Here is a 21901-nt window from a genome sequence, read left to right as displayed (position 1 = left end):
ATCGAGATGTTCACGTGCACTCCCTCTGTATGCCGCGGTGGTCAGTCGGAGGACGGCAGCGGCTTGGGCGACTTGAGGGCGAGTGGACGCTCCGCGACCGCGAGCCGCCCGCTACCGGGCACGACGCACAGCAGCTCGAGCCCGCTGTTCTGGTCTTCGTAACGCTTGCCGAGCAGCGTCTCCTCGCCGGCGAATGCACCACTGCCCTGGTGGCGCATCTCCTCGCCGTCGCGAGCCACCGGAACGCCGGCACAGGTGACCTCCAGGTCGGCGCTCGACGCCCGGACGACGACCACCTCGACCGTGGATACACGGCTACGCAGCCGTTCGCCCACACTGTATCGTGGCATGCCTTGTTCTCCCTTCATCCATGCTCAGAAGATTGAACCACAGTTCATTCTTGGCGAACAGGGCTTCCGAGCTGCTGGGCGACGATGCATTCCTCGGCGAACGCGAGCACCTTGAGGTGATAGGCGGTCGCGGTCAGCCCGAGGCTGAGGTTGTGCCCGCCGAACGCCTGCTCGTCCGTCACGACCCGCGGCGCGGCCGTAAACAGCGTGGCCACCTCGGCCAGTCCCTGCGGCCCTGGCCGCCACCAGCACTCGTGGTCGCCCAGGCTGTAGCGCACGGGCACGGTGACCCGGGCCGCCAGCGCCGGAAACTGTGCGGGCCATCGAGTGGCGTCGTCGCCCTCGAACCAGGGCACCGGTGCCGAGGGCGGGACCCCGTCGGCGAAGGTGCCCTCCGGATACAGGTGTTCCGGTCCCCAGATGACGTCGCGCAGGCCCGCCGGCACTGAGCCTCGGCGCGGCGCCGACGGGTCGAGGCGGGCCAGGACCCGCAGGGACCGCGGGTCCTGGCGCAGCCCGATGCCAGACAGCTCGAGCCCGAGCAGTCCGGCGCCGGAGGCAGTCGCGGCCATTCGCACTCCCAACGTGCAGCCCATCGAATGGGCCATCAGAAACGAGCCGGCGCCCCGCGGTAGGCCGGCCAGCAGTGCATCGACGGCGGACCATGCAAGGCTGGTGCGCCGCTCCGGGTCGCCCAGCTCCGCCGCGTGCCCGTGCGAGCTTCCATAGCCGGGCCGGTTGAGCGCGACGACTGTGAATCCGAGCGCTGCGGCGACATCAAACAGGGAGAGGCGCCGATCGAGCTGCGCGTCGAAGTAACCCACGTCCGAACCGCCGCCGTGTAGCGCGACGACGACGGCCCGCGGCGCGGTGACCTCCCGTACCAAGGCCGAGAAAGGGATGCCCTCGACCGTCACGACGACGCGCTCAGCCACCGGCGAGCACCCACCGATCGACGACGTCGCCCGTGTTCACGACCCGGCCGCGCCGCTGTAACACGACGAGGTGGGCCAAGGTCTCCGAGACGGCACCGCGGCGCATCGGGCCCTGCGTCTGCGCCCAGGAGCGCGACCAGGTCAGCCCGGCGGCGAGAGCCCAGGTGGAGCTGCCAGGCTCGGCGGCGGTCAACCGCTCGATCTCGGCCAGGCGGGCTTCGTGGTGGCGGCGTAGTTGCGCGACCCGTTCGGCCAGTCCGGCGAAGCGGTACTCGTGCGCGGGCAGGACCTCCTCGTGTGGCAGGGCACTGACCCGGTCCAGGGAGTCGAGGTAGTCGCCGAGCGGGTCCGCCAACCCGCCCTGAGCGGCGATGTTCGGGCTGATGCGGGGCAGCACGTGGTCGCCGGACAGCAGCAGGCCGGACGGCTCGTCGTGGAAGCACAGATGCCCCGGGGTGTGGCCGGGCGTCCATACCGCGCGTAGCTGCCAGGTGGGAGCGAGCGGGTGGTCACCGTCCTGGACGAGACGATCCGGGCGCACCAGTGACTCGAGGATCCCCGCATCGAGCGGGAACCGGGCGAGTTCGGCGAGGTCACGCGCTCCGGCTCCGCGTTCGGTCAGCCACTGCCGGTCCCGCTCGGCCAGCCACCCCGGCTCGGGCCGGTTGGTCAGCACTTCCGCCTCGCCGGGGTGCATGCCGATCCAGGCGCCCGACGCCTCGCGGACGCGGCCAGCCAGGCCGTGGTGGTCAGGGTGCATGTGGGTGACGAGCACGCCGCGGACGTCCGCGATGCCGTGTCCGGTCTCGGCCAGGCCGGCCACGAGCGCATCCCACGACTCCTGAGCAGGCCAGCCCGCGTCCACCAGCACGACCCCGCCGGGCATTTCGAAGACGTAGACGAGCACGTAGCGCAGCGGGCTGTCCGGGATCGGCACTGGCACGGACCAAAGCCCGGGCCGAACCCGTTCGACCGGCGGCAGTATGCGGTCCAGCCACGCCCGACGCTGCACCGCGCCGGTCACCGTCACAGTCGACGACATCAGCTCGCCGGCACCTCGAGGACGACCGCCGACCCCATGCCGCCGCCGGCGCACATGCTCGCCACGCCGATGCCGCCGCCACGGCGGCGCAACTCGTGTACGAGCGTCGTGACCATCCGGGCGCCGGAGGCTGCGATCGGGTGCCCGAGGCTGCAGCCGCTACCGCTCACATTCACGACAGCGGGGTCGATGCCCAGCCGGCGCACCGTCGCGACGCACATCGCCGCGAACGCCTCGTTGATCTCGAAGAGGTCGACGTCGGCTTGGTCGAGACCGGCACGCTGGAGGGCCTTCGGGATCGCCTTGGTCGGCGCCAGGCCGGTCTGGGCCGGATCGATGCCGACCACTGCCCACGACCGGACGACGGCCAGTGGGATGAGGCCGTGCCGCTCGGCGAATGGCGCGGCGGTGATCACGAGCGCGGCGGCCGCGTCGTTTACCCCGGAGGAGTTGCCGGCGGTGATGCTGAACCCGGGGATCTCCGGATGGAGCACGGGCAGTGCGGCGAGTTTTGCCATCGACGTGGTTCGGCGCGGATGCTCGTCCACCTCGAAGGTGACCGGCAATCCGTTGTCCCCGCGGGCGCTCACCGGCACGATCTCGTCAAGAAAGCGGCCCTCGTCGATGGCCCGGACCGCCTTCTCGTGCGAGTGCAGCGCCCAGGCGTCCATCTCCTCCCGCGAGACGCCCACCGTCGTTGCGGCGTTCCAGCCGACTGTGATGGACATGTCGAGGTTTGGTGCCTCCAGCGAGTCCGGGTGGGACGGCGACACCCAGTTCTCCGCCCACTCGCCGGTGGCGACGTCGCGCCAGCGGGAACGGGGCGCGGTCGAGCTGGAGTGGCTGCCGCCCGCGATGATGGCGTCGGCCATGCCCGCGCGGATGTTCGCGGCGGCCTCCGAGACGGCGGCGAGGCCGGAGGCGCAATGCCGGTTGAGGGCCAGGCCTGGCACGGTGGTCATCCCGGCGGTGATCGCCGCGTGCCGGGCGACGTCGCCACCGCCGTACATCGACTCACCGAGGATGACGTCGTCGAACAGGTTGGGGTCGAGGCCGGTGCGCTTGAGTGACTCGGCGACCACCGTGTCGGCCAGCTCGAACGGGGTGGTGTTGCGCAGGGTCCCCTTGCCCGCGGTTCCGATCGCAGTGCGGCAGGCGGAGACGATGACGGCGTCGGGCATGTGGACTCCAAGCGTTGTACCGGCCGACAAATCTATTGAATAGTGGTTCAGTCTATGGAACCGTCAGTGCAGCAGCAAGCGTGGGTACGTCACAGCACTCACGGCAGAAGGCGCATCGGAGTGAGCATGTTCGACATGGCGGGCCGCGTGGCCCTGGTCACCGGGGCCGGGCAGGGTGTTGGCGCGGCGATTGCGGCGGCGCTGGCGGCGCGCGGCGCGGCGGTGGCGGTGAACGACGTATTCACCGATCGGGCGGCCAGCATGGTGGCGGCGGTGGAGGCAGCTGGCGGTCGAGCCTGCACAGCGGTCGCCGACGTCACCGATGAGGCCGCCGTGCGGGCGATGGTCGCCGACGTCGAGCGGATCCTCGGCCCGGTCGGCATCCTGGTCAACAACGCGGGGATCCCCGCGGACGGTATCGCGCTGCAGCGGTTCACCGAGACCGTACCGGCGGACTGGGACCGGTTCATCCGGCTCAACATCCACGGCGTGCTGCACTGTACGCACGCGGTGCTGCCCGGCATGGTGGTCGGCGGCTGGGGGCGGGTGCTGACGATCACCTCGGATTCGGCGCGCACGGGTGAGGCGAACCTCGCCGTCTACGCCGCCTCGAAGGCGGCCGGGATCGGCTTCATCCGCTCTATCGCCAAGGAGGTCGGCCGTAGCGGCGTCACCTGCAACTGCATCGCGCTCGGCACGGTTCCACCGGCCGGCTTTGATCCGGGCGCCGATCCGGACCGCCTGGCACGCCAGTTGCGGCTGTATCCGACCCGGCGGCTCGGCACCCCCGCGGATGTGGCCGCCGCCGTGGTGTGGCTGGCGTCCGACGAAGCCGGCTGGGTGACCGGCCAGACGATCGCGGTCAACGGCGGTTTCTCGACCAGCTGAGACGCCCGCGCGGGGCCGGCCGTCCGCCGGCCCCGCGAGTCCCTTGCTAGCCGTCGAAGCGGGGCGGGCGGGGCAAGCCGAGCACTCGCTGGGCGACGATGTTGCGCATGATGTCGGTCGTGCCGCCGTAGGTCGCCGTGCCCTGCGCGTAGCGGTGGCCCCATTCGAACAGGCCGTCCTCGGAGGCGCCCGTGGCGCCGTGGGGCAGCACGGCGGTCGGCCCGACGAGATCGACCAGCAACGCGCTGTCGCGGATGAGCAGCTCCGAGCCGTTCACCCGGCCCATCGCGCCGGGGGTGCTCCTGGCGATCTCCAAGTCGGTCGCGATCTCGGCAAGGCGCAGCTGCACGAACGGCTCGTCGTAGGGCCGGGAGCCGTCGGGGCCGGCGGTCAGTGCCCAGTGCAGGGCGTGGCGGAACAGCCGGTCGAGGGTGGCCCTGTAGCCGGCGCCCTGTCCGTTGATCTCGTCGAGCTCGGCATCACCGCGTTGCAGCCCATGCTCGTCGCTGAGCGGCCCGGACAGCACCTTCCAGCCCTGGTCGACCGGGCCGAGCCGGTAGTCGTCCTCGATGCGTACGTCGGTGTAGAAGACCGCGTTGGTGCGCTCACCTCCCAGTGTCTCAATCGGCCGGATCTCGATGCCCGCACGGTCCAACGGGACCAGGAACGTCGTGATGCCCTTGTGCTTGGGCACCTCGGTGTTGGTGCGGGTGACGAGGAAGCAGTACTGGCAGTGCTGTGCCCCGGTGGTGAACATCTTGGCCCCATTGATGACCCAGCCGGTGCCGTCGCGCACCGCGCCGGTGCGCACGCCGGCGAGGTCGGAACCGCCGTCCGGCTCGGTGTAGCCCAGGCAACAGATCACCTCACCAGCCGCCACCGCCGGAAGCACCTGCTCCTTGAGCCACGGGCTGCCGTACGAGCGCACCGCGCCGACCACGATGCGCGTCGTACCGCTGCTGATCATCGGGGCGTCGCGGTCGGCCAGCTCGAGCTGCAGGATTCGATTCTGCAACGGGTCGAGGCCGGCGCCGCCCTCGTCGACCGGCCAGGTGGGCTGCACCCAGCCGCGTGAGGCCAGGGCGCGGTGCAGCGGCTGACTGTGTCCGGCCCCCGTGCGCCGTTCCGTCTCGAGCACTGCCTCGTTGAGATGCACGTCCAGAAATTCGCTCACGTCCCGCCGGAATTCGCGGGTCTCGTCGGTGAGCTCGACCGTGCTGAAGTCCATGGCTCTCCTCAGTTCCGAGACGTCACTGAAAGGACGCCGGCAGGTGCGCGGCGATGTCGAACAGCTCCCGGGAGGGATCGCCAGCCAGGACGCTCCATCCCTTTGCCCGCCGGAAATGCAGCGTCACGTCGGACTCGACGCTGAAGCCGAAGCCGCCCTGGACGTGGACCGCGGTCGTGGCGGCCTGGACCGCCGCGCGAGCGCTCGCGAGGTATGCCATCGGCTGCAGCTCGCGCCGTTCGTGCGGTGCGTACTCAGCGAACCACGCCGCCTTGCGGGTGAGGTTGCGGGCCGCGCTGACGGCTGTGGCGGCGTCGACGATCGCGTTGGCCACAGCCTGGAACGACCCGACCAGCTGGCCGAACGCGGTGCGGCTGCTGACAAAGTCGACGGCGAGGCGGACGGCGTCGTCGCCGGAGGAGGCGAGGGCGGCGCCGGTCAGCAGCTTCCACTCGCGCACCGCCGCTGCGAATGCCTCAACGGCGCGCGGTCCGGCCGCGAGCACCTGCCGATCGCCGCTCTGGGCACTCAGGTCCCACCATGCCAGCGACGCGTGCGCCATGTTCTCGACGTGCTCGGGCGGGGCCGCCGCGGTGATCAGGACAAGCTCCTGGCCGTGCAGCGCGAGCACCTGCCGGGCAACGGCCCCGGCCGGGACGATCTGGCGCGGGTCGTGGCCCACCTGGTGCAGCGCGAGCGTGGGCAGCATTTCGCCAGTCAGCGTCGCGGCAAGGAAGTCCGCCGCGGCATCGGCGTCGAGCCTCGCCAGCAGCCTGGCCGCAGCGACCGCCTCGATCAGGGGCACCGGCGCGAGGACGCGACCGTACTGCTCGGCGACCAGTACTAGATCGATGAGCGTGGCGCCGTCGCCGCCCCGGTCCGCAGGCACGGCCATGGAGACCGCGCCGAGCTCCCTGACCTTGCCCCACAGTGCCTGGTCGAAGCCGAGTGGCTCGGCCGCACGGACCCGGCTGCTCGGGCACTCGGCGGTGAAGAAGTCGGCGAACGCCTCGTGCACCGCCTGCTGCTGCTCGTCGAGTGAGTAGTCGTTGCGGCGCAGCTGCCGCTGCTTCGCCGCGCTCATCGGGGGTCCCCGGGGATGGTGCGCTCGGTGAAGGCGAACACGACGTTGAACGTGTCGGCGGGGTCGAGTGTCAGCGTCTGGCCGGCGCGGTCGGCGACGGCGGCGCCGGCCTGCGTGACGTGCCGCTCGGCCGCCTCCAGGTCGCGCACGCGGAACGTGACGGCGTAGGGCATCTCGCCGTTGTGGGCCAGGTCCTGGCCGATGCGGGAGTCCGGCGATGTCGGTTCGGCGAGTTCGATGACGATGTCGCTGCCTACCAGGACGAACGCGCTCTTTGTGGTGGGTGTGGACTCCTCGTGCAAGGTTGTGCCACCCAGCTGCTGCTCGTAGAAGCGGCGCGCGGTGCTCAGGTCGCGCACTGCGACGGTGATGTGGGACGGGCCGAGCAGGTGCAGCGGATGCTCGTCCCGCCAGAAGCCGCCCGACCAGCCCTCGACGAAGCGTGGGTCCAGGCCGCGGAACGTCGAGTTCAGTGCGGCGATCTCGATCTGGCCGTAGGTGTCCTTGGGATGGGTGAAGAACAGACCATCCGTCGACTCGCCTTCGGCGAAGGTGCCGCCGCCGGGCTTGGCGATGCGGACGCCGGCGTGGCGTAGCCGGTGGCACAGGTCATCGCAGGTTTCCTCCTCGACGTACCAGGCCAGGGAGTGGTAGTGCTCGCCGAAGCGCTGGTAGAAGCGGCTCAGCGGCATCTGCTGGTCCTCGGCAGCCTTGCTGGCCATGATCGGCTCCATGATGAAGTCGCCGATCAGCTGTAGCGACGCGTCGCGCCGTTCGCGCGGATCCCAGGCGCGGTAGAAGCGGTGTGGCGAGAAGACCGCGTCGTACCAGGCGTCGGCGCGGTCCAGATCGTCGACGAGATGGATGAGGTGGAAGAACTTGACGAGGGTCACGGCGCCGCCTTCACATCGTCTGCCTCTCGGAATATGAACAGTGATTCAAGCAGCTGGTATCAGAATATTGCAAGCATGTATCGTGGTTCGACAACCCGCTTGATCCTGCGACGGAGGCCGCGATGCCCGTTCCCCTGTTCGACGCCGGCGCGACCGGAGACTCCATCTACGTCAACGGCAAGTGGCGTGCGGCGGCCGCCGGCGCAACGTTCGTCGTGACGAACCCGGCAACCGGAGAGCCGCTCGCTACCGTGGCCGACGGCGGTAGGGACGACGCCCGTGAGGCGATCGACGCTGCCGCGGCGGCCTTCCCGCAGTGGTCCGGCCGTACCGCCTATGAGCGGGCCGAGTGCCTGCACAAGGCACATCAGCTCATGCTGGAGCGCGCGGACGAACTGGCCCAGTTGATGACCCTGGAGCAGGGCAAGCCGCTGCGTGCCGCCCGCAACGAGGTGCGCTACGCCGCCGACTTCCTGAGCTGGTACGCCGAGGAGGCCAAGCGGATTTACGGCTCGACGATTCCCTCGGCCCGCAGCGACCAGCGCTTCCTGGTGCTGCGTCAGCCGGTCGGCGTGGTGGCCGCCGTGACGCCGTGGAACTACCCGGTCTCGATGATCACCCGGAAGGTGGCGCCAGCGCTCGCCGCCGGCTGCACGATCGTGGTGAAGCCGGCCGAGCAGACACCGCTGTGTGCGATGGCAGTGTTCCGGATCCTCGAGGACGCGGGCGTCCCGGCAGGCGTGGTCAACCTGGTCACCAGCGCCGACCCGGCCACGGTCGGCGAGGAACTGCTGAACAGTGCCGAGGTACGGAAGATCACCTTTACCGGTTCGACGGAGGTGGGCAAGCTCATCGCTCGTAGTGCTGCCAGCACCGTCAAGAGGGTCTCCCTCGAACTCGGCGGCCACGCGCCGTTCATCGTGTTCGGCGATGCTGATCCGGTGCACGCGGCGAAGGGCGCGGCGCTCGTGAAGTTCCTCAATACCGGGCAGGCCTGCATCAGCCCGAACCGCATCTTCGTGCACCGCTCGATCGCGAACGAGTTTCTTGCGGCGCTGGTGGATCGGGTCGGACGGTTGCGGGCTGGGAATGGGCTCGACGACGGCGTCGGCATCGGTCCGCTCATCGACGAGTCCGCCATGGCGAAAATGCGCCGCCAGGTCGCCGATGCGGTGGGCAGGGGCGCAACTGTGCTGGCCGGTGGCGAGCGGCTCACTGGCGAGGGCTACGACGGCGGTTACTTCTTCCCGGCCACGGTGCTGTCGGAGGTGACCCCGCAGATGGAGATCTACCGTGAAGAGACCTTCGGCCCGATCGCTGCCGTGCTCGTATTTGACGACGAGGATGAAGTGGTGGCGATGGCCAATGACACCGTGTACGGCCTGGCGTCGTACCTCTACACCCGGAGCATGGCTGTGGCGATGCGTGTCAGCGAGGCGCTGCGGTTCGGTATCGTGGGCGTGAACGATATCAATCCGACCTCGGCCGCCGCGCCCTTCGGCGGCGTGAAGGAGAGCGGTCTGGGCCGCGAAGGCGCCGCCGAGGGCCTCGCCGAGTACCTCGACACCAAGCTGGTCGGGATCAGTATCTGAGCAAGTGCCAGCCTGCCGCACCGGCCCGGAGTGCCGGTCCGATGCGGCAGGCCGCCGCGCACGTCAGTCCACGACGGGGCGAGTCAGGGCGTCAGCCAGCGCCTGGTGGCGGTGTCCGCCCTACGGTTGCGGTCGCCGGGCACTGCTTCGGTCAGGGCCTTGCCCACCGCCGCGCGCACCAGGTCCACGTCGGATGGGGCCGCCGGTTCCGGCAGGACGGCGTCGCAGATGCCGAGTTCGACCAGTTCGGGCGCCGTGATCCGTAAGAGGCGGGTCGCCTCGCCGGAGCGCGAAGCGTCGCGCCACAGGATCACCGCAGCCGCTTCCGGGCCGATGACGCTGAAGACGGCCTGTTCCAGCATGAGTAGGCGGTCGGCATGTGCGAGCGCGATCGCGCCGCCGCTGCCACCCTCCCCGACGCATACCGCCACGCTCGCCGTCGGCAGGCGCTCCAACCGGTCGAGGGTGGCCGCGATCTCTCGGGCGATGCCACCGGACTCAGACTGGGGCGCCGGGTCGGCGCCCGGCGTGTCGATGAACGCGACGAGCGGCAGCCCGAGTTTGCCTGCGAGGTCGGCGGCGCGCTGCACCAGCCGGTAGGCGGCCGGCCCCGGCCGGGCGACCGCGGAGTGTGCTTCGGTCGAGCGGTCCGGACGGGCGTGGCGGTCCATCGCCACGACAACGCTGCGCCTGCCGGCGATCGTCGCCAGGCCGGCCCGGATCGCCGGGTCCGGGCCGTGCAGTTCGACCCATGACGTGCACAGCGCGGCGGCCCACTCCAGGCCTGAAGGGCGGCGTGGATGGCGGGCGCGGGTCAGCACTTCGCCGGTGCCGGGCACAGCTGGCGCTGGCAGGGCCGGCCGGTCCGGGTCGAGGAGCAGCGGCCTGTCGCGGATGCCCAGTGCGGCTGCCAGCCACTCGCCCTGCTCCTCCCGGTCGACTAGGGCGTCGACGAGTCCGGCGGCGAACGCCGATTCGGCGTTGTGCGACCACGGTGGGGGGCGCTGTCCGGTCATCTGTGCCACCACCCGGGGGCCGGCGAAGCCGACCACCGCGCCGGGCTCGGCCGCTCGCAGGTCGAGCAGCGACGCCCATGAGGCGAACACCCCGCCGGTGGTGGGGGATCGCAGAATACCGAGGCTGAGCACGCCTGCCTCGGCGTGCGCTCGCACGGCGGCCACGGTGCGGGGCATCTGGACGAGGGACAGCATGCCCTCCTGCATGCGGGCGCCGCCGGTCCGCGTGACGGCCACGACCGGCAGCCGGGCCTGTGCGGCGCGGCGGAACGCCCGGGCGATCTTCTCTCCAGCGGCGACGCCCATGCTGCCGCCGAACGCGGCGAAGTCGCTGTGGATGATGGCGCACTCGATTCCGGATGCTCCGCCGATGCGCACGATTCCGGTCAGGACGCCGGCGGCGCCGTTGGTGACCGGGTCGGCGTAGCCGGGAAACCCGAGGGGGTCGCCCGATCCGAGGTCGCGGTCCCATTCCAGGACCGGGTCGGCGCCTAGCGCGCGCGCTTGCGATAGTCCCATGACACGATCCGTGACGGCGTGATCCGGAGCCAGGCGTGGCGGCCGTCATGCGGCACCGCGTCCAGGCCGGCGTACTTGCGGGCGAACAACTGCTCGGGCTCGGTGAGTGTTGGTTCGGCCAGGCCGACCCGCGGCACTTCGCCGACTGGCTCGGCGTGGCCGGACAGCTCCACGCCGCGCAATTCGGCGAAGTCGTGGCCGGTGTCCACGAGAATGCTCACCGCCGGGTTGGTGCGCAGGTCGGCCCAGCGCCGGCTGCGCACGAGCGAGTTGAGCCAGAGCGCCTTTCCATCCCACACGAACCACAGGGCGGTGACGTGAGGCAGCCCCTGCGCCGACAGTGAGGCGACCCGGCAGGTGCGCTCGCTGGCCAGGAACGCGTTGATTTCGGCCGGTGTCATGGCAATGGCCCGGCCGCGCCGCTGCGGCGTGACGGTCAAGATGCTCACCGGTCCACGGTGAACAGGATGGCGCCGCTGGGGGTGAGGCCGCCACTGCTGACCACCGCCACCTCGGCCCCTTTTACCTGGCGCGGGCCGGCCTCGCCGCGCAGCTGGCTGATCGCCTCGTGGATGAGGCCCATGCCGTGAGTGCGGCCGTGGGACAGCTGACCACCGTGCGTGTTGAGCGGCAACTGCCCGTCCCGGGCGATGTTCTTGCCGCCGTCGAGGAAGTCCTTCGCCTCGCCGATGCCGCAGAAGCCCAGCGCCTCGATCCAGGACAGGCAGTTGAACGTGTAGCCGTCGTAGAGTTCGGCCACGTCGACGTCGGAGGGCCGCAGCGACGAGCGTGACCACATGTGCGCCGCTGGCCCGAGTACCTGCGGCTCGTGGGTCAGCGTGCTCTGGTCCCACTCGACCCGCTCGGTGATCTGAGTGCCGACGGCCTCCACCCGGATCGGCGGTTTGGCCAGATGCCGCCCCGCGTCCAGTGCTGACACGATCACCGCCGTCGCGCCGTCGCACGGCACGTCGCAGTCGTAGAGGCCGAACGGGGTGGTGATGATCCTGGCGTTGAGGTAGTCCTCCATAGTCAGCGGATCCCGGTAGATCGCCGTCGGGTTGAGCGCGGCGTTGGCCCGTTGGTTTAGCGCGATCCAGCCTAGCGTCTCCCGGGTCGTGCCGTAGCGGTGGAAGTGCCGCTGCGCCGACTGCGCGAGAGTGTGCGCTGCGGTTGTCGCGCCGAACGGCAGCACGTACTCCATCGGTGGCCCGACCCGGCCGGCGGGTGGGCGGATCCGGCCCCGCTTCACCATTTCGTCGTGGCTGGACTGCCATACGGTGCGGAAGCACAGCACATGCCGGACCAGTCCGGCGTTGATCGCCAGCATGGCCGCGATGACTGAGCCGCCGGGTCCGAATGTCTCGGAGCCGCCGTTGAACCACGTCGGCCGCAGCCGTAGCGCCGACTCCAGCGCAGTGACGCCACCCTCGGAGAAGCCCCCGATCTCGGCGCCGCCGGGATAGCTGGCCAGGCCGTCGATGTCGTCCATGGTGAGCCCCGCGTCCTGGACCGCCCGTTCACACGCCTCGATGGTTAGCGACAACGGGTCCACCATGAGCCGCCGGCCGATCCGGGACATCCCGATGCCGGTGATCGCGACCCGGTCCTCGAACTTGTCGGGGGTCAGCATGGGCCGCACAAGCTTCCACACGTCCTGCGGCGCGGTCTCGTCGACCGGCAGTGGCGCGGTCTGCGCTGTGGGAATCGGGTGGAACAGCGGCAACCACACGTCCTCGATCTGCTCGAAGTACACCTGCATCCGCATGCCGAGCGTGAGCTCCTCGGCAACGTCCTCCGCTACGTTGGTCGTGAGTCGGACCCGGGGGTCCTCTTCGATCGCCACTTGCGCGATCACGAACGGCGGCTGCAGTCCGGGCAGGCGCGCGTGGTGGTTGACGGTGAACCCGATGAGGGTCGCGAAGCCGGACACAGCTCGGACCTTGAGGCGGTCGGAGCGGCAGTAGCGGCAGACAGGCGCAGGCGGATGGAGCAAGCCTTCACACTCGAGGCAAGACTGAAACCGTAGCTCGCCGGTCGCCCCCGCGGTCCAGTAGAACTCGTTCCTGTCTGTGACCAGCGGCAACGGGCGGCTGGCGGCATCGTCCACGGCGGCCTCCTGAGTTCCGAACCGAGTTTCCGAACCCTCGTCCAATACATTGAACCACGATTCTGGCACATGTTACGGTCGCTTGTCTTCGGTCATCTGCTGGGTTTCGAGGAGGCTCCATGAACGTTGAAGGGCGCGTGGCTGTGGTGGTCGGTGGCGCATCGGGGATGGCACGGGCGACGGCCGCCGCCATCCTGGCTCGGGGCGGGCGGGTGGCCATCCTGGACCTGGCCACCTCGGCGGGCGCCGAGGTGGCCAGGGCATTCGGTAACGCAACGACCTTCCATCCGTGCGACGTCACGGACTTTGCCGGCACCGAGTCCGCGCTCAATGATGCGGTCGAGGCGCATGGCGGCCTGCACATCGCGGTGAATACGGCCGGCGGTGGGGTCGCCGAGCGGACCGTGAAGAAGGACGGGCCGCACGCCCTCGAAAGCTTCCAGCAGACCATCGCTCTCAACCTCGTGGGTACCTTCAACCTCAATCGCCTGCAGGCGTGGCACATGAGCCGTAACGAGGCGGACGTGGAGGGCGAGCGGGGCGTCATCATCGACACGGCGTCGATCGCCGGCTTCGAGGGACAGATCGGGCAAGTGGCCTACAGTGCGTCGAAAGCCGGTATCGTGGGGATGATGTTGACCATGGCCCGCGACCTTGGGTCACTGGGGATCAGGGTGGCCGCGATCGCACCCAGCCTGTTCGCCACCGGCCTTACCGCGGGTATCCCGCCGGAGCGGGAGGCGACGCTGACCGCCGGCTCGGCGTTCCCCCGGCGGATGGGCCGCCCGGACGAGTACGCGCGGCTGGCGATCGGTATCATCGAGAATCCGATGATCAACGGCACGACAATCCGCCTCGACGGCGGCCAGCGGTTCGCAGCCAGGTGATCTGGTCGTCGCCGTGTCCTTGCTCGTGGAACGCCGCGGCGCGGTCGAGATCCTCACCATCGACCGGCCGGAGGCCCGCAACGCGCTCAACGCCGAGGTGATCGACGGCCTGGGTGACGCCTTGGAGCGCGCCGACGCCGACCCCGACGTCCGTGTGCTAGTCCTGACCGCTGCCGGCGAGCGCGCCTTCTGTGCTGGGATGGACCTTGCCGCCCTGGCCGCTGGCCGGCCGGTGGTCTACCGCAACTTCGCCGGCTATCAGCGGTTCAAACGGGAAGGTATCAGTACGCCCGTCGTCGCCGCGGTGAACGGCGCCGCGGTGGCCGGCGGCTTCGAGCTCGTGCTCGCGTGCGATCTCGTCGTCGCGGCCGAGCACGCCACGTTCGCCCTGCCCGAGGTGCGCCGCGGCCTGTTCGCGGCCGGGGGCGGGATGCTGCTCGGGCGGCGGCTGCCCCTCGCGATCGCCCTCGAACTCGGCCTCACCGGTGCGCCGGTCGACGCTCGCCGTGCCTACGAACTCGGACTGGTTAACCGGGTCGTGCTGGCCGCGGATGTGCTCGGCGAGGCGCTGACGTTGGCGGAGGCCGTCGCGGCGAACGGCCCCCTCGGCGTGGCCGCGACCAAACGCCTCATGACGGCGATCCCCGGGCTGCCGCTGGCCGACGCCTGGCGAGCCAACGACCGCGAGCGGCCCGCCGTCTTCGACAGCGCCGACGCACGCGAGGGCGCCCGAGCGTTCCTCGAGCGCCGGGCGCCTCGCTGGGCCGGCAACTGAGCCCGACAAGGGTGTGGTGTCTGATGACGGGACAGCGGCCGCATTGTTGCCGGTTCGTTTCATCCAGTCCTCGTGAAGTCATTGACAGCCGGTCGCACGTCCGTGAACATGGCTCTAATCACACTACAGATAACTGAAGCACCGTTCATAAGAGTGTTACTAGAGCCTACGTTGCCCGATCGAAGGGTTGGCGCCGCAGCGCCGCGGATGTGCAAGTTACAACGAATCGCAACTCAAAGGGCGGGCAGCATGGTGCTTACGGCGTTACGGCGGGTCGCCCGCAGCGCCCTGGTGGTGCTACTGGTCAGTTTCCTCGTGGTGGCGTTGCTCAGCCTCGCGCCGGGCTCGCTCGCCGAGGTGATCCTCGGTGAGAACGCCACGCCTGAGGCCGTGGCCGACCTCAACGCGAGACTCGGCCTCGACGGGTCGCTGTTCCAGCAGTACTTCGACTGGCTCGGCGGCGCCGTCCAAGGCGACCTCGGCACGTCGCTGCTGACCGGTCAGCCGGTGTTGCAGACGATCCTGGAGCGGCTGCCGGTGACCCTGGAGCTCGCGTTGCTGGCCCAGATCATCGCGCTGTCTGTCGCCGTGCCACTGGCCATCGGAGCGGCGAGCCGGCCCGGCGGCCTTCTCGACCGCAGCATCAGCGCGCTGTCGTCGATGTTCCTGTCGATCCCGGCGTTCGTCGCGGCGCCGGTGCTCGTGTACTTCTTCGCCATTTCACTCCAGCTGTTCCCGGTGACCGGGTGGGCGCCGCTCAGCGAGGGCATCGGCCCGAACCTGCAGGCCGCCCTGCTGCCGTCGGTGGCGATCGCCCTCAACGAGATCGCCGCCTTCCAGCGGCTCCTGCGCACGGACCTGGCCAACACGCTGCGCGAGGACTTCATCAGCGCGGCCCGCGCCAAGGGCATATCTTCAAGTTACGTAATGCTGCGCCACGCCCTACGGCCCTCCTCGTTTTCGCTTATCACCCTCGCGGGCCTGAGCACGGGCCGGTTGATCGGCGGAACGGTCATCGTGGAGAGCCTGTTCTCGCTGCCGGGCCTGGGTCAGCTCGTCTCGTCGTCGATCACGTCGCGTGACGTGATCGTGGTACAGGGGGTCGTGGCGTTCGTCGCGGTTACCTACGTGCTGCTGAACACCGTCGTCGATCTCAGTTATGGGCTGCTCGACCCTCGACTGCGCCAGGAGGCGACCAGGTGAGCGACATCGCGACCCCCACGATCACCGCGCCGGCCGCCGAGGCCGCCCACGCCAGCACCGAGCCGCCGTCCACGCGGCCCAGACGTACCCGCTCGGTGCTGGTCTGGTTGTCGTTCGGCTGGCTAGCGGTCATCATTCTGGCCGCCGTCTTCGCCAACCTGCTGCCGATCCCGTCCTACTCCGTACCAGTCGGACCGCCGCGGCAGGCACCGAGCTGGTCCGTCGACACGCTGCTCGGCACCGATAGCCTCGGCCGCAGCTTGCTCGCCCGGTGCCTCTACGGCGCCCGGGTCTCGCTCGTGATCGGCACCGTCGCTGGCCTGTGCGGGTTCGCGATCGGTACCCTGGCCGGCTTGCTCGCCGGATACTTCCGCCGGTTCACCGACGCGGTGCTCACCTACGTAACGGATTCCCTGCTGGCCTTCCCACCGCTCATCCTGCTGCTTGCGCTGTCCTCGGTGCTCAAGCCGAGCCTGACCACGCTGCTGCTCGGGCTTACCTTCTTGGTGATCCCGGCCTTCGTGCGGCTGTCCCGTGCCAACACCCTCGTCTGGACCTCGCGCGAGTTCGTCCGCGCCGCGCGCAACATGGGCGCTGGCGACCTGCGCATCATGAGCCGCGAGATACTCCCCAACGTGCTGCCAGTCCTGGCCGCGTATCTGCCGATTGTGATCGCCTCGCTCATCGTTGCTGAGGGCTCCCTGAGCTTCCTCGGTCTCGGCATCCCGCCGCCGACCCCGAGTTGGGGCGGCATCATCTCCGACGGCAAGGACGCCATCGCCGATGCCCCCCACGTCGTCTTCATGCCGGCGTTGATCCTCTTCCTCACCGTCTTCTCCCTGAACCAGGTGGGTGACAATCTCCGCGCCCGGTTCGACCGCACGGCTTCCGAGTCGTGACACACCCCCGGCACGACCCCGAAGGGATAAGGGATATTCCATGCGTACAGTCAGGATCGTCGCCGCCATCTCGGCCGTCCTGTTAGCCGCGGCCTGCGGCGGCACCGACACAACGAGCGGCGGCGGCGACGCCAGCGCCGGACCGCCTCAGTCGGGCGGCGCCATCACCCTTTTGCAGGTCAGCGAGCCGCGCTCGCTTGACCCGGCGGTGCTCAGCAACGGGTTCTCCACCAACGGCGCGCTCGGCAATGCGCTCTACGGCGCCCTGATCACCAACGACCCGAAGACCGGCGCGCTCGCCTACGGGCTGGCCCAGAGCCTCACCTCAGCCGACGGTGGCAAGACCTGGGTGCTCAAGCTGCGCGCAGGCCTGAAGTTCTCGGACGGCTCCGCGTTCGACGCCGCCGCAGTGAAGTACAACTGGGACCGCATCAAAGATCCCAAGCTCGGCTCGCAGTCGCTGTCCACGGCCGCCTACATCGATGCGACCGAGGCGACTGACACACAGACGCTCACCTTCACGCTGCGTGCCCCGGTAGCGAACTTCGGTCAGGGCATCGCCACCACGTCGCTGACCTGGATCGCTTCGCCGGCTGCGCTGCAAGCCGGCCAACAGGCGTTCGACGCCAAGCCGATTGGTGCCGGCCCGTTCACGCTGACCAGCTGGACACGCCAGGACAAGATCGTGGTGGCCAGGAACGCCTCGTACTTCGACGCTCCGAAGCCCTACCTGAACTCGATCACGTTCCGTACCAACGGCGACGAGAACCAGCGCCTGGCCACGCTGACGACCGGCGGCGGTGACCTCATGATTAGCATCAACCCGCAGTACGCCGACAAGGCCGAAGCGTCCGGGCTCGGCGTGGCCCGCCAGGCTATCAGTGGTGGTAACGTCCTGCTGTTCAACATGGCTCAAGCGCCCTTCGATGACCAGCGCGCCCGGGCAGCTGTCACCAAGGCCATCGACCTCAACGCCGTGAACGCGGCCGTCTACAGCGGCAAGGGAATCGTCCCGAACACCTTGTTCGACAGCGCCTCGCCGTTCTACTCCGACATCAAGCTCACCGGTTACGACAAGACTGGCGCGCAGACACTCTTCGACGAACTCGCCAAGGCTGGCAAGCCGCTGTCGTTCACGATGTACTCCTATCCCACGTCGGAGAGCAAGGCTGTCGTCCAGGCCATCCAGGCGCAGCTCAGCGCGTACAAGAACGTGACCGCGAAGGTGGAGGTCCTCGACTTCGCCGGTGCCGCGGCCAAGTTCGCGCAGAAGCAGTACCAGGCCATCATCTCCGGCATCACCTTCCTCGACCCGGAGATCACGCTGTGGCAGAACCTACGCACCGGCTCGCCTGGCAACTACGTCGGCATCAGCGACCCGCAGCTCGACACGGCACTCGATGCTGGCCGTGCGGAGACCGACGTGGCCAAGCGCAAGGACGCCTACGCCGATGCCCAGACGCGCATCGCCGGGCTCAACCCGTTCATCACCTACGTCCGCAGCGCTCCGGCAATTGTCACGAGCAAGAAGGTCCACGGCGTGGCGCTCTACGGCGTCGGATCGCTGCTGGTTGACGGGCTCTGGGTCAAGTAGGTCGGTATGGCTATGGATCCGCTGCTCAGCGTTGAAGAACTCAAGACGTACCTCACCAGCTCGCGTGGCGTGGTGAAGGCGGTCGACGGCGTGTCGTTCACCCTCGATCGGGGACAGGCGCTCGGCGTCGTGGGTGAGTCAGGGTCGGGAAAGTCCGTTCTCGCTCGCGCCATCATGGGACTGCCGCTGCCCAACGCGGCGCGGTCCGGCCACGTCCGGTTCGACGGGCGCGAACTGACCACCGCATCACGGGCTCAGCTCCGTGAGGTCTGGGGCAAACGGATCGCCATGGTGTTCCAGGACCCGGCCCGCTCGCTCAACCCGGTGGTGCGCGTCGAACGGCAACTCACCGAGGGAATGCGAGCACACCTCGGGGTTAGCCGCTCGGAGGCGCGCGATCGGGCGGTGCGGCTGCTGGCCGAGGTCGGCGTCCCGGACCCGGAGCGGCGGCTCACCAACTACCCGCACCAGCTGTCCGGCGGCATGCGGCAGCGCGTGATGATCGCCGTCGCGCTGTCGTGCGAGCCGGATTTGCTCATCGCCGACGAGCCGACCACCGCACTCGACGTCACAGTGCAGCGTCAGATCCTCGACCTGCTACGCCGGGTTCAGCACGACCACGGCATGTCGATGATCCTGATCAGCCACGACCTCGCAGTGGTGGCCGGCCGCACCGACCGGGTCGCGGTGATGTATGCGGGGCGGATCCTCGAGACCGGGGCGACGGCGGGCATCTTCGCCGCGCCCCGGCACCGCTACACCGATGCGCTGCTCGGGGTGGCCCCGTCTCTCACGCATCGTCGCCATTCCCGGTTCCGGCTCATCGACGGCGAGTTGCCAGATCCCTGCGCCCCACCACCGGGGTGCCGGTTCGCGCCTCGGTGCCCCAGCGCTGACGCGGCCTGCGTGACACCCGGGCCGCAACTGCGCCGGGACGGCGGACTCGACCACATGTTCGCCTGCCTGCACCCGGTCGAACCGGTACCGGCGGATCTTGTCGAAGGAGGGCACAATGGCCGGTAGCGGCACCGCGCATCTACGCGGTGATGAGGCGTTGCTGCGGGTCGAGGACCTCGTTGTCGAGTACCGCACCAGCGGTGGGACCGTGCAGGCCGTCTCCCGGGTGAGCTTCGACGTCCTACGCGGCGAGACCCTCGGCATCGTCGGCGAGTCCGGTTGCGGCAAATCGACCACCGGCCGCGCGGTGCTGCGGCTCGACTACATCACCGGGGGACAGGTCACCTTCGCGGGCGAGGCAATCCACGACGCCAAGCCACGACGGATGCGCGATCTCCGACGGCGCATGCAGATGATTTTCCAGGACCCGGTGGCGTCGTTGAACCCGCGCCGGCGGGTGCGCGACCTGGTCGTCGAAGGGCTTGTTGTTAACCACGCCCCGAAGGGCGAACGTGACAGCACTGGCGAGCGGGTGCTTCGCGACGTCGGACTCACCGCGCCGGGACTCGCGGAGGCGCTGCCGCGCCACCTTTCTGGCGGCCAGGCGCAGCGAGTCGCCATCGCGCGAGCTCTTGCGTTGGAGCCGGAACTTCTCATCTGCGATGAGGCGGTGTCGAGCCTCGACGTCTCGGTCCAGGCCCAGATCCTCAACCTCATCGAGGATCTCAAGTCCCGATTCTCCCTCACCGTCGTGTTCATCGCGCACGATCTTGGCGTCGTGAAGACGGTCAGCGACCGGGTGCTGGTGATGTACCTGGGCCACATCTGCGAGTACGGCGAGCCGGAGGAGATGTACTCTGCACCGGCCCATCCGTACACGCGCGCGCTGCTCGACTCGGCCCCGCTGCCTGACCCCCTCAAGGCGTTCGGCGGCCCACCGCTGGAGGGCGACGTCCCGTCGCCGCTTGCGCCGCCGAGCGGCTGCGTGTTCCGCACCCGGTGTCCGCTCGCACAGGATCGGTGTGCCGCAGAGGAGCCGCAAATGCGAGAGATCCGGCCGGGGCAGTTCGCCGCCTGTCACTTTGCGTCCGCCTGAGAGCCGTCTCCGGGGTACGCCATTCCCGTGACCGCCGTCCGGAACCGCGCCAGCGGCCCCGGGCGGCGGCATCGTGCTGAAGACCGTCCACGCTTCTACCCGGATCTCTCCATCCGGACCAACGCCGCGAGGGTCGGCGCATGGTCGGGTCGAACGGCTCGTCGAGGGAATGAATTTCGGTTCAATTTGACGTACGATGCTCGCATGTCGAACCAGTCGAATATCTCGCCCGCTATGCGGGACGCCGTAGGCGGTGAGCTCAGCCGTTCCGTGTCCTATCCGGTTTCGGCGGCCGACATCAGGCGGTGGGCGATCGCGGTGTACTACCCGCAGGAGCCGCCCGCCCTATTCTGGGACGCCGAATACGCCGCCACCACCCGGTTCGGCGGCATTGTGGCACCCGAGGACTTCAACCCCTTCGCCTGGATGAGCGCGCAGCCACGCGGTATCGCCCGCCAGGCCGAGCAGGCAGCCCCGGACCGGATCGAGGATGCGTTGGGCATCCCCGGGCCGGGGCTGGCGCATCAGCTTAACGGTGGCCTCAGCACCGAGTACGGCGTGCGCATCCGGTGCGGCGACGTTATTACCTCTGTCAGCCGACTCGGCGGGTACGACGAACACGAGGGTCGGCTGGGCCTGATGCTGTTCACCGTAACCGAGACCACCTGGACGAACCAGGACGACGCAATCGTCAAGCTCAACCGAATGACACTGATCCGATACTGAAGGGCACGGGTACCGATGGATGTTGAACAGCTCCAGGTCGGCGATGCCATTCCGGCATTCACTCGGGCAACCGGCTTTCCGGTCTGGAACCGCTACGCCGCGGTCAACGATGAATTCATTCCCATCCACATGGACGACGCGGCTGGCCAGGAGGCCGGGTTCGGAGGCGCCATCGGAATGGGCAACCTGCAATGGGCGTATGTGCACAACCTGCTGCGAGAGTGGATCGGGGAGGATGGCGAGGTCCTGCGCGTCTCCTGCCAGTTCCGCCGCCCGAACCTGGCCGGCCAGACAGTCACCGCGCAGGGCACTGTCACTGGCCTTGAACACGTCGGGGGAGCTGCCGTGGTCGACCTGGATGTCGTCGTCGCAGACCAGGACGGCAACCAGCTTGTCAGCGGGACTGCTCGGGTGCGAGTCCCAGCACACGTGAACCAGCCCACTGATGACGCGTCCGAGGTCGGCGCAGCGGTTTGACGGGCCGATACCGGAGGCGCCCGCCGGGCCGTCACGGGCAACACCGGCGGGTGGCCGCGAATTGGACTCAGGACTCTTCGGCCGCTCAGAGCGCGCGCGGGCGGGCCGTCGATCGGTGACTGTGCCGCCCGCGCGGCACGAGCGTGCGCCGCCGCGAAGCGGCGGCGCATGTCCGACCTGACCGAGGCCAGAGCCGGGCCGCCGCTGTCGCACTCGACTGCCGGGCATTGCTCGGTGACGAGACGACGACTCCGGTCGACTTCGCGATAGCCGTCGAACCGAACCGTACCGACCCATTGCGGCCGTTCGATCGGGCGTACCGAGGTGGACAGGAAAGGGTTGACGAACCCAGTCCGCCGCCGCGCTGAGCGTCTGCGGTGATCGTGGTCAATGGCGGGTCCGCGACGGAACGGGCCGGGATGCCGTGGATGCCGACGACAGCGAGGATTGTTCGCTTAGACCGTGTCTCATTTGGGGTGTTTGAGGAGTTTGCGGTAGCAGATGAGGGT

At 69.2% G+C, this 21901-nt stretch carries 21 protein-coding genes; 11 read left to right on the top strand and 10 right to left on the bottom strand.

Annotated elements, in window-relative coordinates; genetic code table 11:
- Positions 1-41: 41 nt before the first annotated feature.
- The 4 genes from ABZS66_RS44685 to ABZS66_RS44670 all read right to left on the bottom strand — a co-directional run bounded on the left by ABZS66_RS44685 (position 42) and on the right by ABZS66_RS44670 (position 3508).
- Positions 42-350 (bottom strand): hypothetical protein, encoded by a 309-nt coding sequence (locus tag ABZS66_RS44685; RefSeq protein ID WP_354768924.1) that lies wholly within the window; start codon positions 348-350, stop codon positions 42-44.
- 44 nt (positions 351-394) lie between these two features.
- Positions 395-1267, bottom strand: a complete 873-nt coding sequence (locus ABZS66_RS44680; RefSeq protein WP_354768922.1) for an alpha/beta fold hydrolase — start codon at positions 1265-1267, stop codon at positions 395-397.
- A 10-nt stretch (positions 1268-1277) separates the two neighbouring features.
- The gene (locus tag ABZS66_RS44675; protein ID WP_354768920.1) at positions 1278-2228 is read right to left on the bottom strand and encodes an MBL fold metallo-hydrolase; all 951 of its coding nucleotides are present in this window, start codon (positions 2226-2228) and stop codon (positions 1278-1280) included.
- Positions 2229-2326: 98 nt separating this feature from the next.
- Entirely contained in the window at positions 2327-3508 is a 1182-nt protein-coding gene (locus ABZS66_RS44670) for a thiolase family protein (protein ID WP_354768918.1), read from the bottom strand.
- 66 nt (positions 3509-3574) lie between these two features.
- Here ABZS66_RS44670 and ABZS66_RS44665 point away from each other — a divergent pair, with 66 nt between their 5' ends.
- Positions 3575-4396, top strand: a complete 822-nt coding sequence (locus ABZS66_RS44665) for an SDR family oxidoreductase (protein WP_354768916.1) — start codon at positions 3575-3577, stop codon at positions 4394-4396.
- Between the two features lie 46 nt (positions 4397-4442).
- Here ABZS66_RS44665 and ABZS66_RS44660 read toward each other — a convergent pair whose 3' ends face one another.
- Genes ABZS66_RS44660 through ABZS66_RS44650 form a run of 3 tightly spaced genes read right to left on the bottom strand, consistent with a single transcriptional unit; the run spans position 4443 to position 7601 of the window.
- Positions 4443-5624, bottom strand: coding sequence for an acyl-CoA dehydrogenase family protein (locus ABZS66_RS44660; protein ID WP_354768914.1), 1182 nt, complete (start codon positions 5622-5624; stop codon positions 4443-4445).
- A gap of 22 nt (positions 5625-5646) precedes the next feature.
- Complete coding sequence (locus ABZS66_RS44655) at positions 5647-6708, bottom strand: acyl-CoA dehydrogenase (protein ID WP_354768913.1); 1062 nt, start codon at positions 6706-6708, stop codon at positions 5647-5649.
- Positions 6705-7601, bottom strand: a complete 897-nt coding sequence (locus ABZS66_RS44650) for a VOC family protein (RefSeq protein ID WP_354768911.1) — start codon at positions 7599-7601, stop codon at positions 6705-6707. Before ABZS66_RS44650 ends, ABZS66_RS44655 begins: the two co-directional genes overlap by 4 nt.
- Before the next feature lie 122 nt (positions 7602-7723).
- Between ABZS66_RS44650 and ABZS66_RS44645 the strand changes: the two genes are divergently transcribed.
- The gene (locus ABZS66_RS44645; RefSeq protein ID WP_354768909.1) at positions 7724-9193 is read left to right on the top strand and encodes an NAD-dependent succinate-semialdehyde dehydrogenase; all 1470 of its coding nucleotides are present in this window, start codon (positions 7724-7726) and stop codon (positions 9191-9193) included.
- An 83-nt stretch (positions 9194-9276) separates the two neighbouring features.
- On the opposite strand, the gene ABZS66_RS44640 is transcribed toward ABZS66_RS44645, so the two are convergent.
- From ABZS66_RS44640 to ABZS66_RS44630, 3 genes are read right to left on the bottom strand one after another with little or no spacing between them, the layout of a single operon-like run.
- Complete coding sequence (locus ABZS66_RS44640; RefSeq protein ID WP_354768906.1) at positions 9277-10728, bottom strand: carboxyl transferase domain-containing protein; 1452 nt, start codon at positions 10726-10728, stop codon at positions 9277-9279.
- A complete protein-coding gene (locus tag ABZS66_RS44635) occupies positions 10701-11168 on the bottom strand; it encodes a pyridoxamine 5'-phosphate oxidase family protein (protein ID WP_354768904.1) in 468 nt (155 codons plus the stop codon). The genes ABZS66_RS44640 and ABZS66_RS44635 overlap by 28 nt, the downstream gene beginning before the upstream one ends.
- Positions 11169-11173: 5 nt before the next feature.
- Positions 11174-12907 (bottom strand): OB-fold domain-containing protein, encoded by a 1734-nt coding sequence (locus ABZS66_RS44630; RefSeq protein WP_354768902.1) that lies wholly within the window; start codon positions 12905-12907, stop codon positions 11174-11176.
- Between the two features lie 50 nt (positions 12908-12957).
- Between ABZS66_RS44630 and ABZS66_RS44625 the strand changes: the two genes are divergently transcribed.
- The 9 genes from ABZS66_RS44625 to ABZS66_RS44585 all read left to right on the top strand — a co-directional run bounded on the left by ABZS66_RS44625 (position 12958) and on the right by ABZS66_RS44585 (position 21392).
- Positions 12958-13725, top strand: a complete 768-nt coding sequence (locus tag ABZS66_RS44625; protein ID WP_354768900.1) for an SDR family NAD(P)-dependent oxidoreductase — start codon at positions 12958-12960, stop codon at positions 13723-13725.
- A gap of 13 nt (positions 13726-13738) precedes the next feature.
- Positions 13739-14500 carry an enoyl-CoA hydratase-related protein gene (locus ABZS66_RS44620; RefSeq protein ID WP_354768898.1) on the top strand — a complete coding sequence of 254 codons (762 nt, stop codon included), beginning with the start codon at positions 13739-13741 and terminating at the stop codon, positions 14498-14500.
- 249 nt (positions 14501-14749) lie between these two features.
- The gene (locus ABZS66_RS44615; protein WP_354768896.1) at positions 14750-15703 is read left to right on the top strand and encodes an ABC transporter permease; all 954 of its coding nucleotides are present in this window, start codon (positions 14750-14752) and stop codon (positions 15701-15703) included.
- 95 nt (positions 15704-15798) lie between these two features.
- Positions 15799-16602 (top strand): ABC transporter permease, encoded by an 804-nt coding sequence (locus ABZS66_RS44610; protein WP_354768895.1) that lies wholly within the window; start codon positions 15799-15801, stop codon positions 16600-16602.
- A 40-nt stretch (positions 16603-16642) separates the two neighbouring features.
- Positions 16643-18196: an ABC transporter substrate-binding protein gene (locus ABZS66_RS44605; RefSeq protein ID WP_354768893.1), complete on the top strand. Its 1554-nt coding sequence runs from the start codon at positions 16643-16645 to the stop codon at positions 18194-18196.
- Positions 18197-18202: 6 nt separating this feature from the next.
- Positions 18203-19219 (top strand): ABC transporter ATP-binding protein, encoded by a 1017-nt coding sequence (locus ABZS66_RS44600; protein WP_354768891.1) that lies wholly within the window; start codon positions 18203-18205, stop codon positions 19217-19219.
- Positions 19209-20189, top strand: coding sequence for an ABC transporter ATP-binding protein (locus ABZS66_RS44595; RefSeq protein WP_354768889.1), 981 nt, complete (start codon positions 19209-19211; stop codon positions 20187-20189). The genes ABZS66_RS44600 and ABZS66_RS44595 overlap by 11 nt, the downstream gene beginning before the upstream one ends.
- 204 nt (positions 20190-20393) lie before the next feature.
- Complete coding sequence (locus tag ABZS66_RS44590; RefSeq protein ID WP_354768887.1) at positions 20394-20915, top strand: MaoC family dehydratase N-terminal domain-containing protein; 522 nt, start codon at positions 20394-20396, stop codon at positions 20913-20915.
- A 15-nt stretch (positions 20916-20930) separates the two neighbouring features.
- Positions 20931-21392 (top strand): MaoC/PaaZ C-terminal domain-containing protein, encoded by a 462-nt coding sequence (locus tag ABZS66_RS44585; RefSeq protein ID WP_354768885.1) that lies wholly within the window; start codon positions 20931-20933, stop codon positions 21390-21392.
- Positions 21393-21901: the final 509 nt, after the last annotated feature.

Source organism: Dactylosporangium sp. NPDC005572, from assembly GCF_040605515.1.
Taxonomy (GTDB): domain Bacteria; phylum Actinomycetota; class Actinomycetes; order Mycobacteriales; family Micromonosporaceae; genus Dactylosporangium.
Note: the sequence above shows the minus strand (reverse complement) of the source record. Positions and strands in the feature narration are given on the sequence as shown.

What these genes read in the sequence shown, in the direction of transcription:
- ABZS66_RS44590 (WP_354768887.1), top strand. Translation starts at nt 20,394, where the DNA reads ATGTCGAACCAGTCGAATATCTCGCCCGCTATGCGGGACGCCGTAGGC.
- ABZS66_RS44585 (WP_354768885.1), top strand. Translation starts at nt 20,931, where the DNA reads ATGGATGTTGAACAGCTCCAGGTCGGCGATGCCATTCCGGCATTCACT.
- ABZS66_RS44645 (WP_354768909.1), top strand. Translation starts at nt 7,724, where the DNA reads ATGCCCGTTCCCCTGTTCGACGCCGGCGCGACCGGAGACTCCATCTAC.
- ABZS66_RS44600 (WP_354768891.1), top strand. Translation starts at nt 18,203, where the DNA reads ATGGCTATGGATCCGCTGCTCAGCGTTGAAGAACTCAAGACGTACCTC.
- ABZS66_RS44660 (WP_354768914.1), bottom strand. Translation starts at nt 5,624, where the DNA reads ATGGACTTCAGCACGGTCGAGCTCACCGACGAGACCCGCGAATTCCGG.
- ABZS66_RS44640 (WP_354768906.1), bottom strand. Translation starts at nt 10,728, where the DNA reads ATGGGACTATCGCAAGCGCGCGCGCTAGGCGCCGACCCGGTCCTGGAA.
- ABZS66_RS44685 (WP_354768924.1), bottom strand. Translation starts at nt 350, where the DNA reads ATGCCACGATACAGTGTGGGCGAACGGCTGCGTAGCCGTGTATCCACG.
- ABZS66_RS44595 (WP_354768889.1), top strand. Translation starts at nt 19,209, where the DNA reads ATGGCCGGTAGCGGCACCGCGCATCTACGCGGTGATGAGGCGTTGCTG.
- ABZS66_RS44670 (WP_354768918.1), bottom strand. Translation starts at nt 3,508, where the DNA reads ATGCCCGACGCCGTCATCGTCTCCGCCTGCCGCACTGCGATCGGAACC.
- ABZS66_RS44655 (WP_354768913.1), bottom strand. Translation starts at nt 6,708, where the DNA reads ATGAGCGCGGCGAAGCAGCGGCAGCTGCGCCGCAACGACTACTCACTC.
- ABZS66_RS44605 (WP_354768893.1), top strand. Translation starts at nt 16,643, where the DNA reads ATGCGTACAGTCAGGATCGTCGCCGCCATCTCGGCCGTCCTGTTAGCC.
- ABZS66_RS44625 (WP_354768900.1), top strand. Translation starts at nt 12,958, where the DNA reads ATGAACGTTGAAGGGCGCGTGGCTGTGGTGGTCGGTGGCGCATCGGGG.
- ABZS66_RS44615 (WP_354768896.1), top strand. Translation starts at nt 14,750, where the DNA reads ATGGTGCTTACGGCGTTACGGCGGGTCGCCCGCAGCGCCCTGGTGGTG.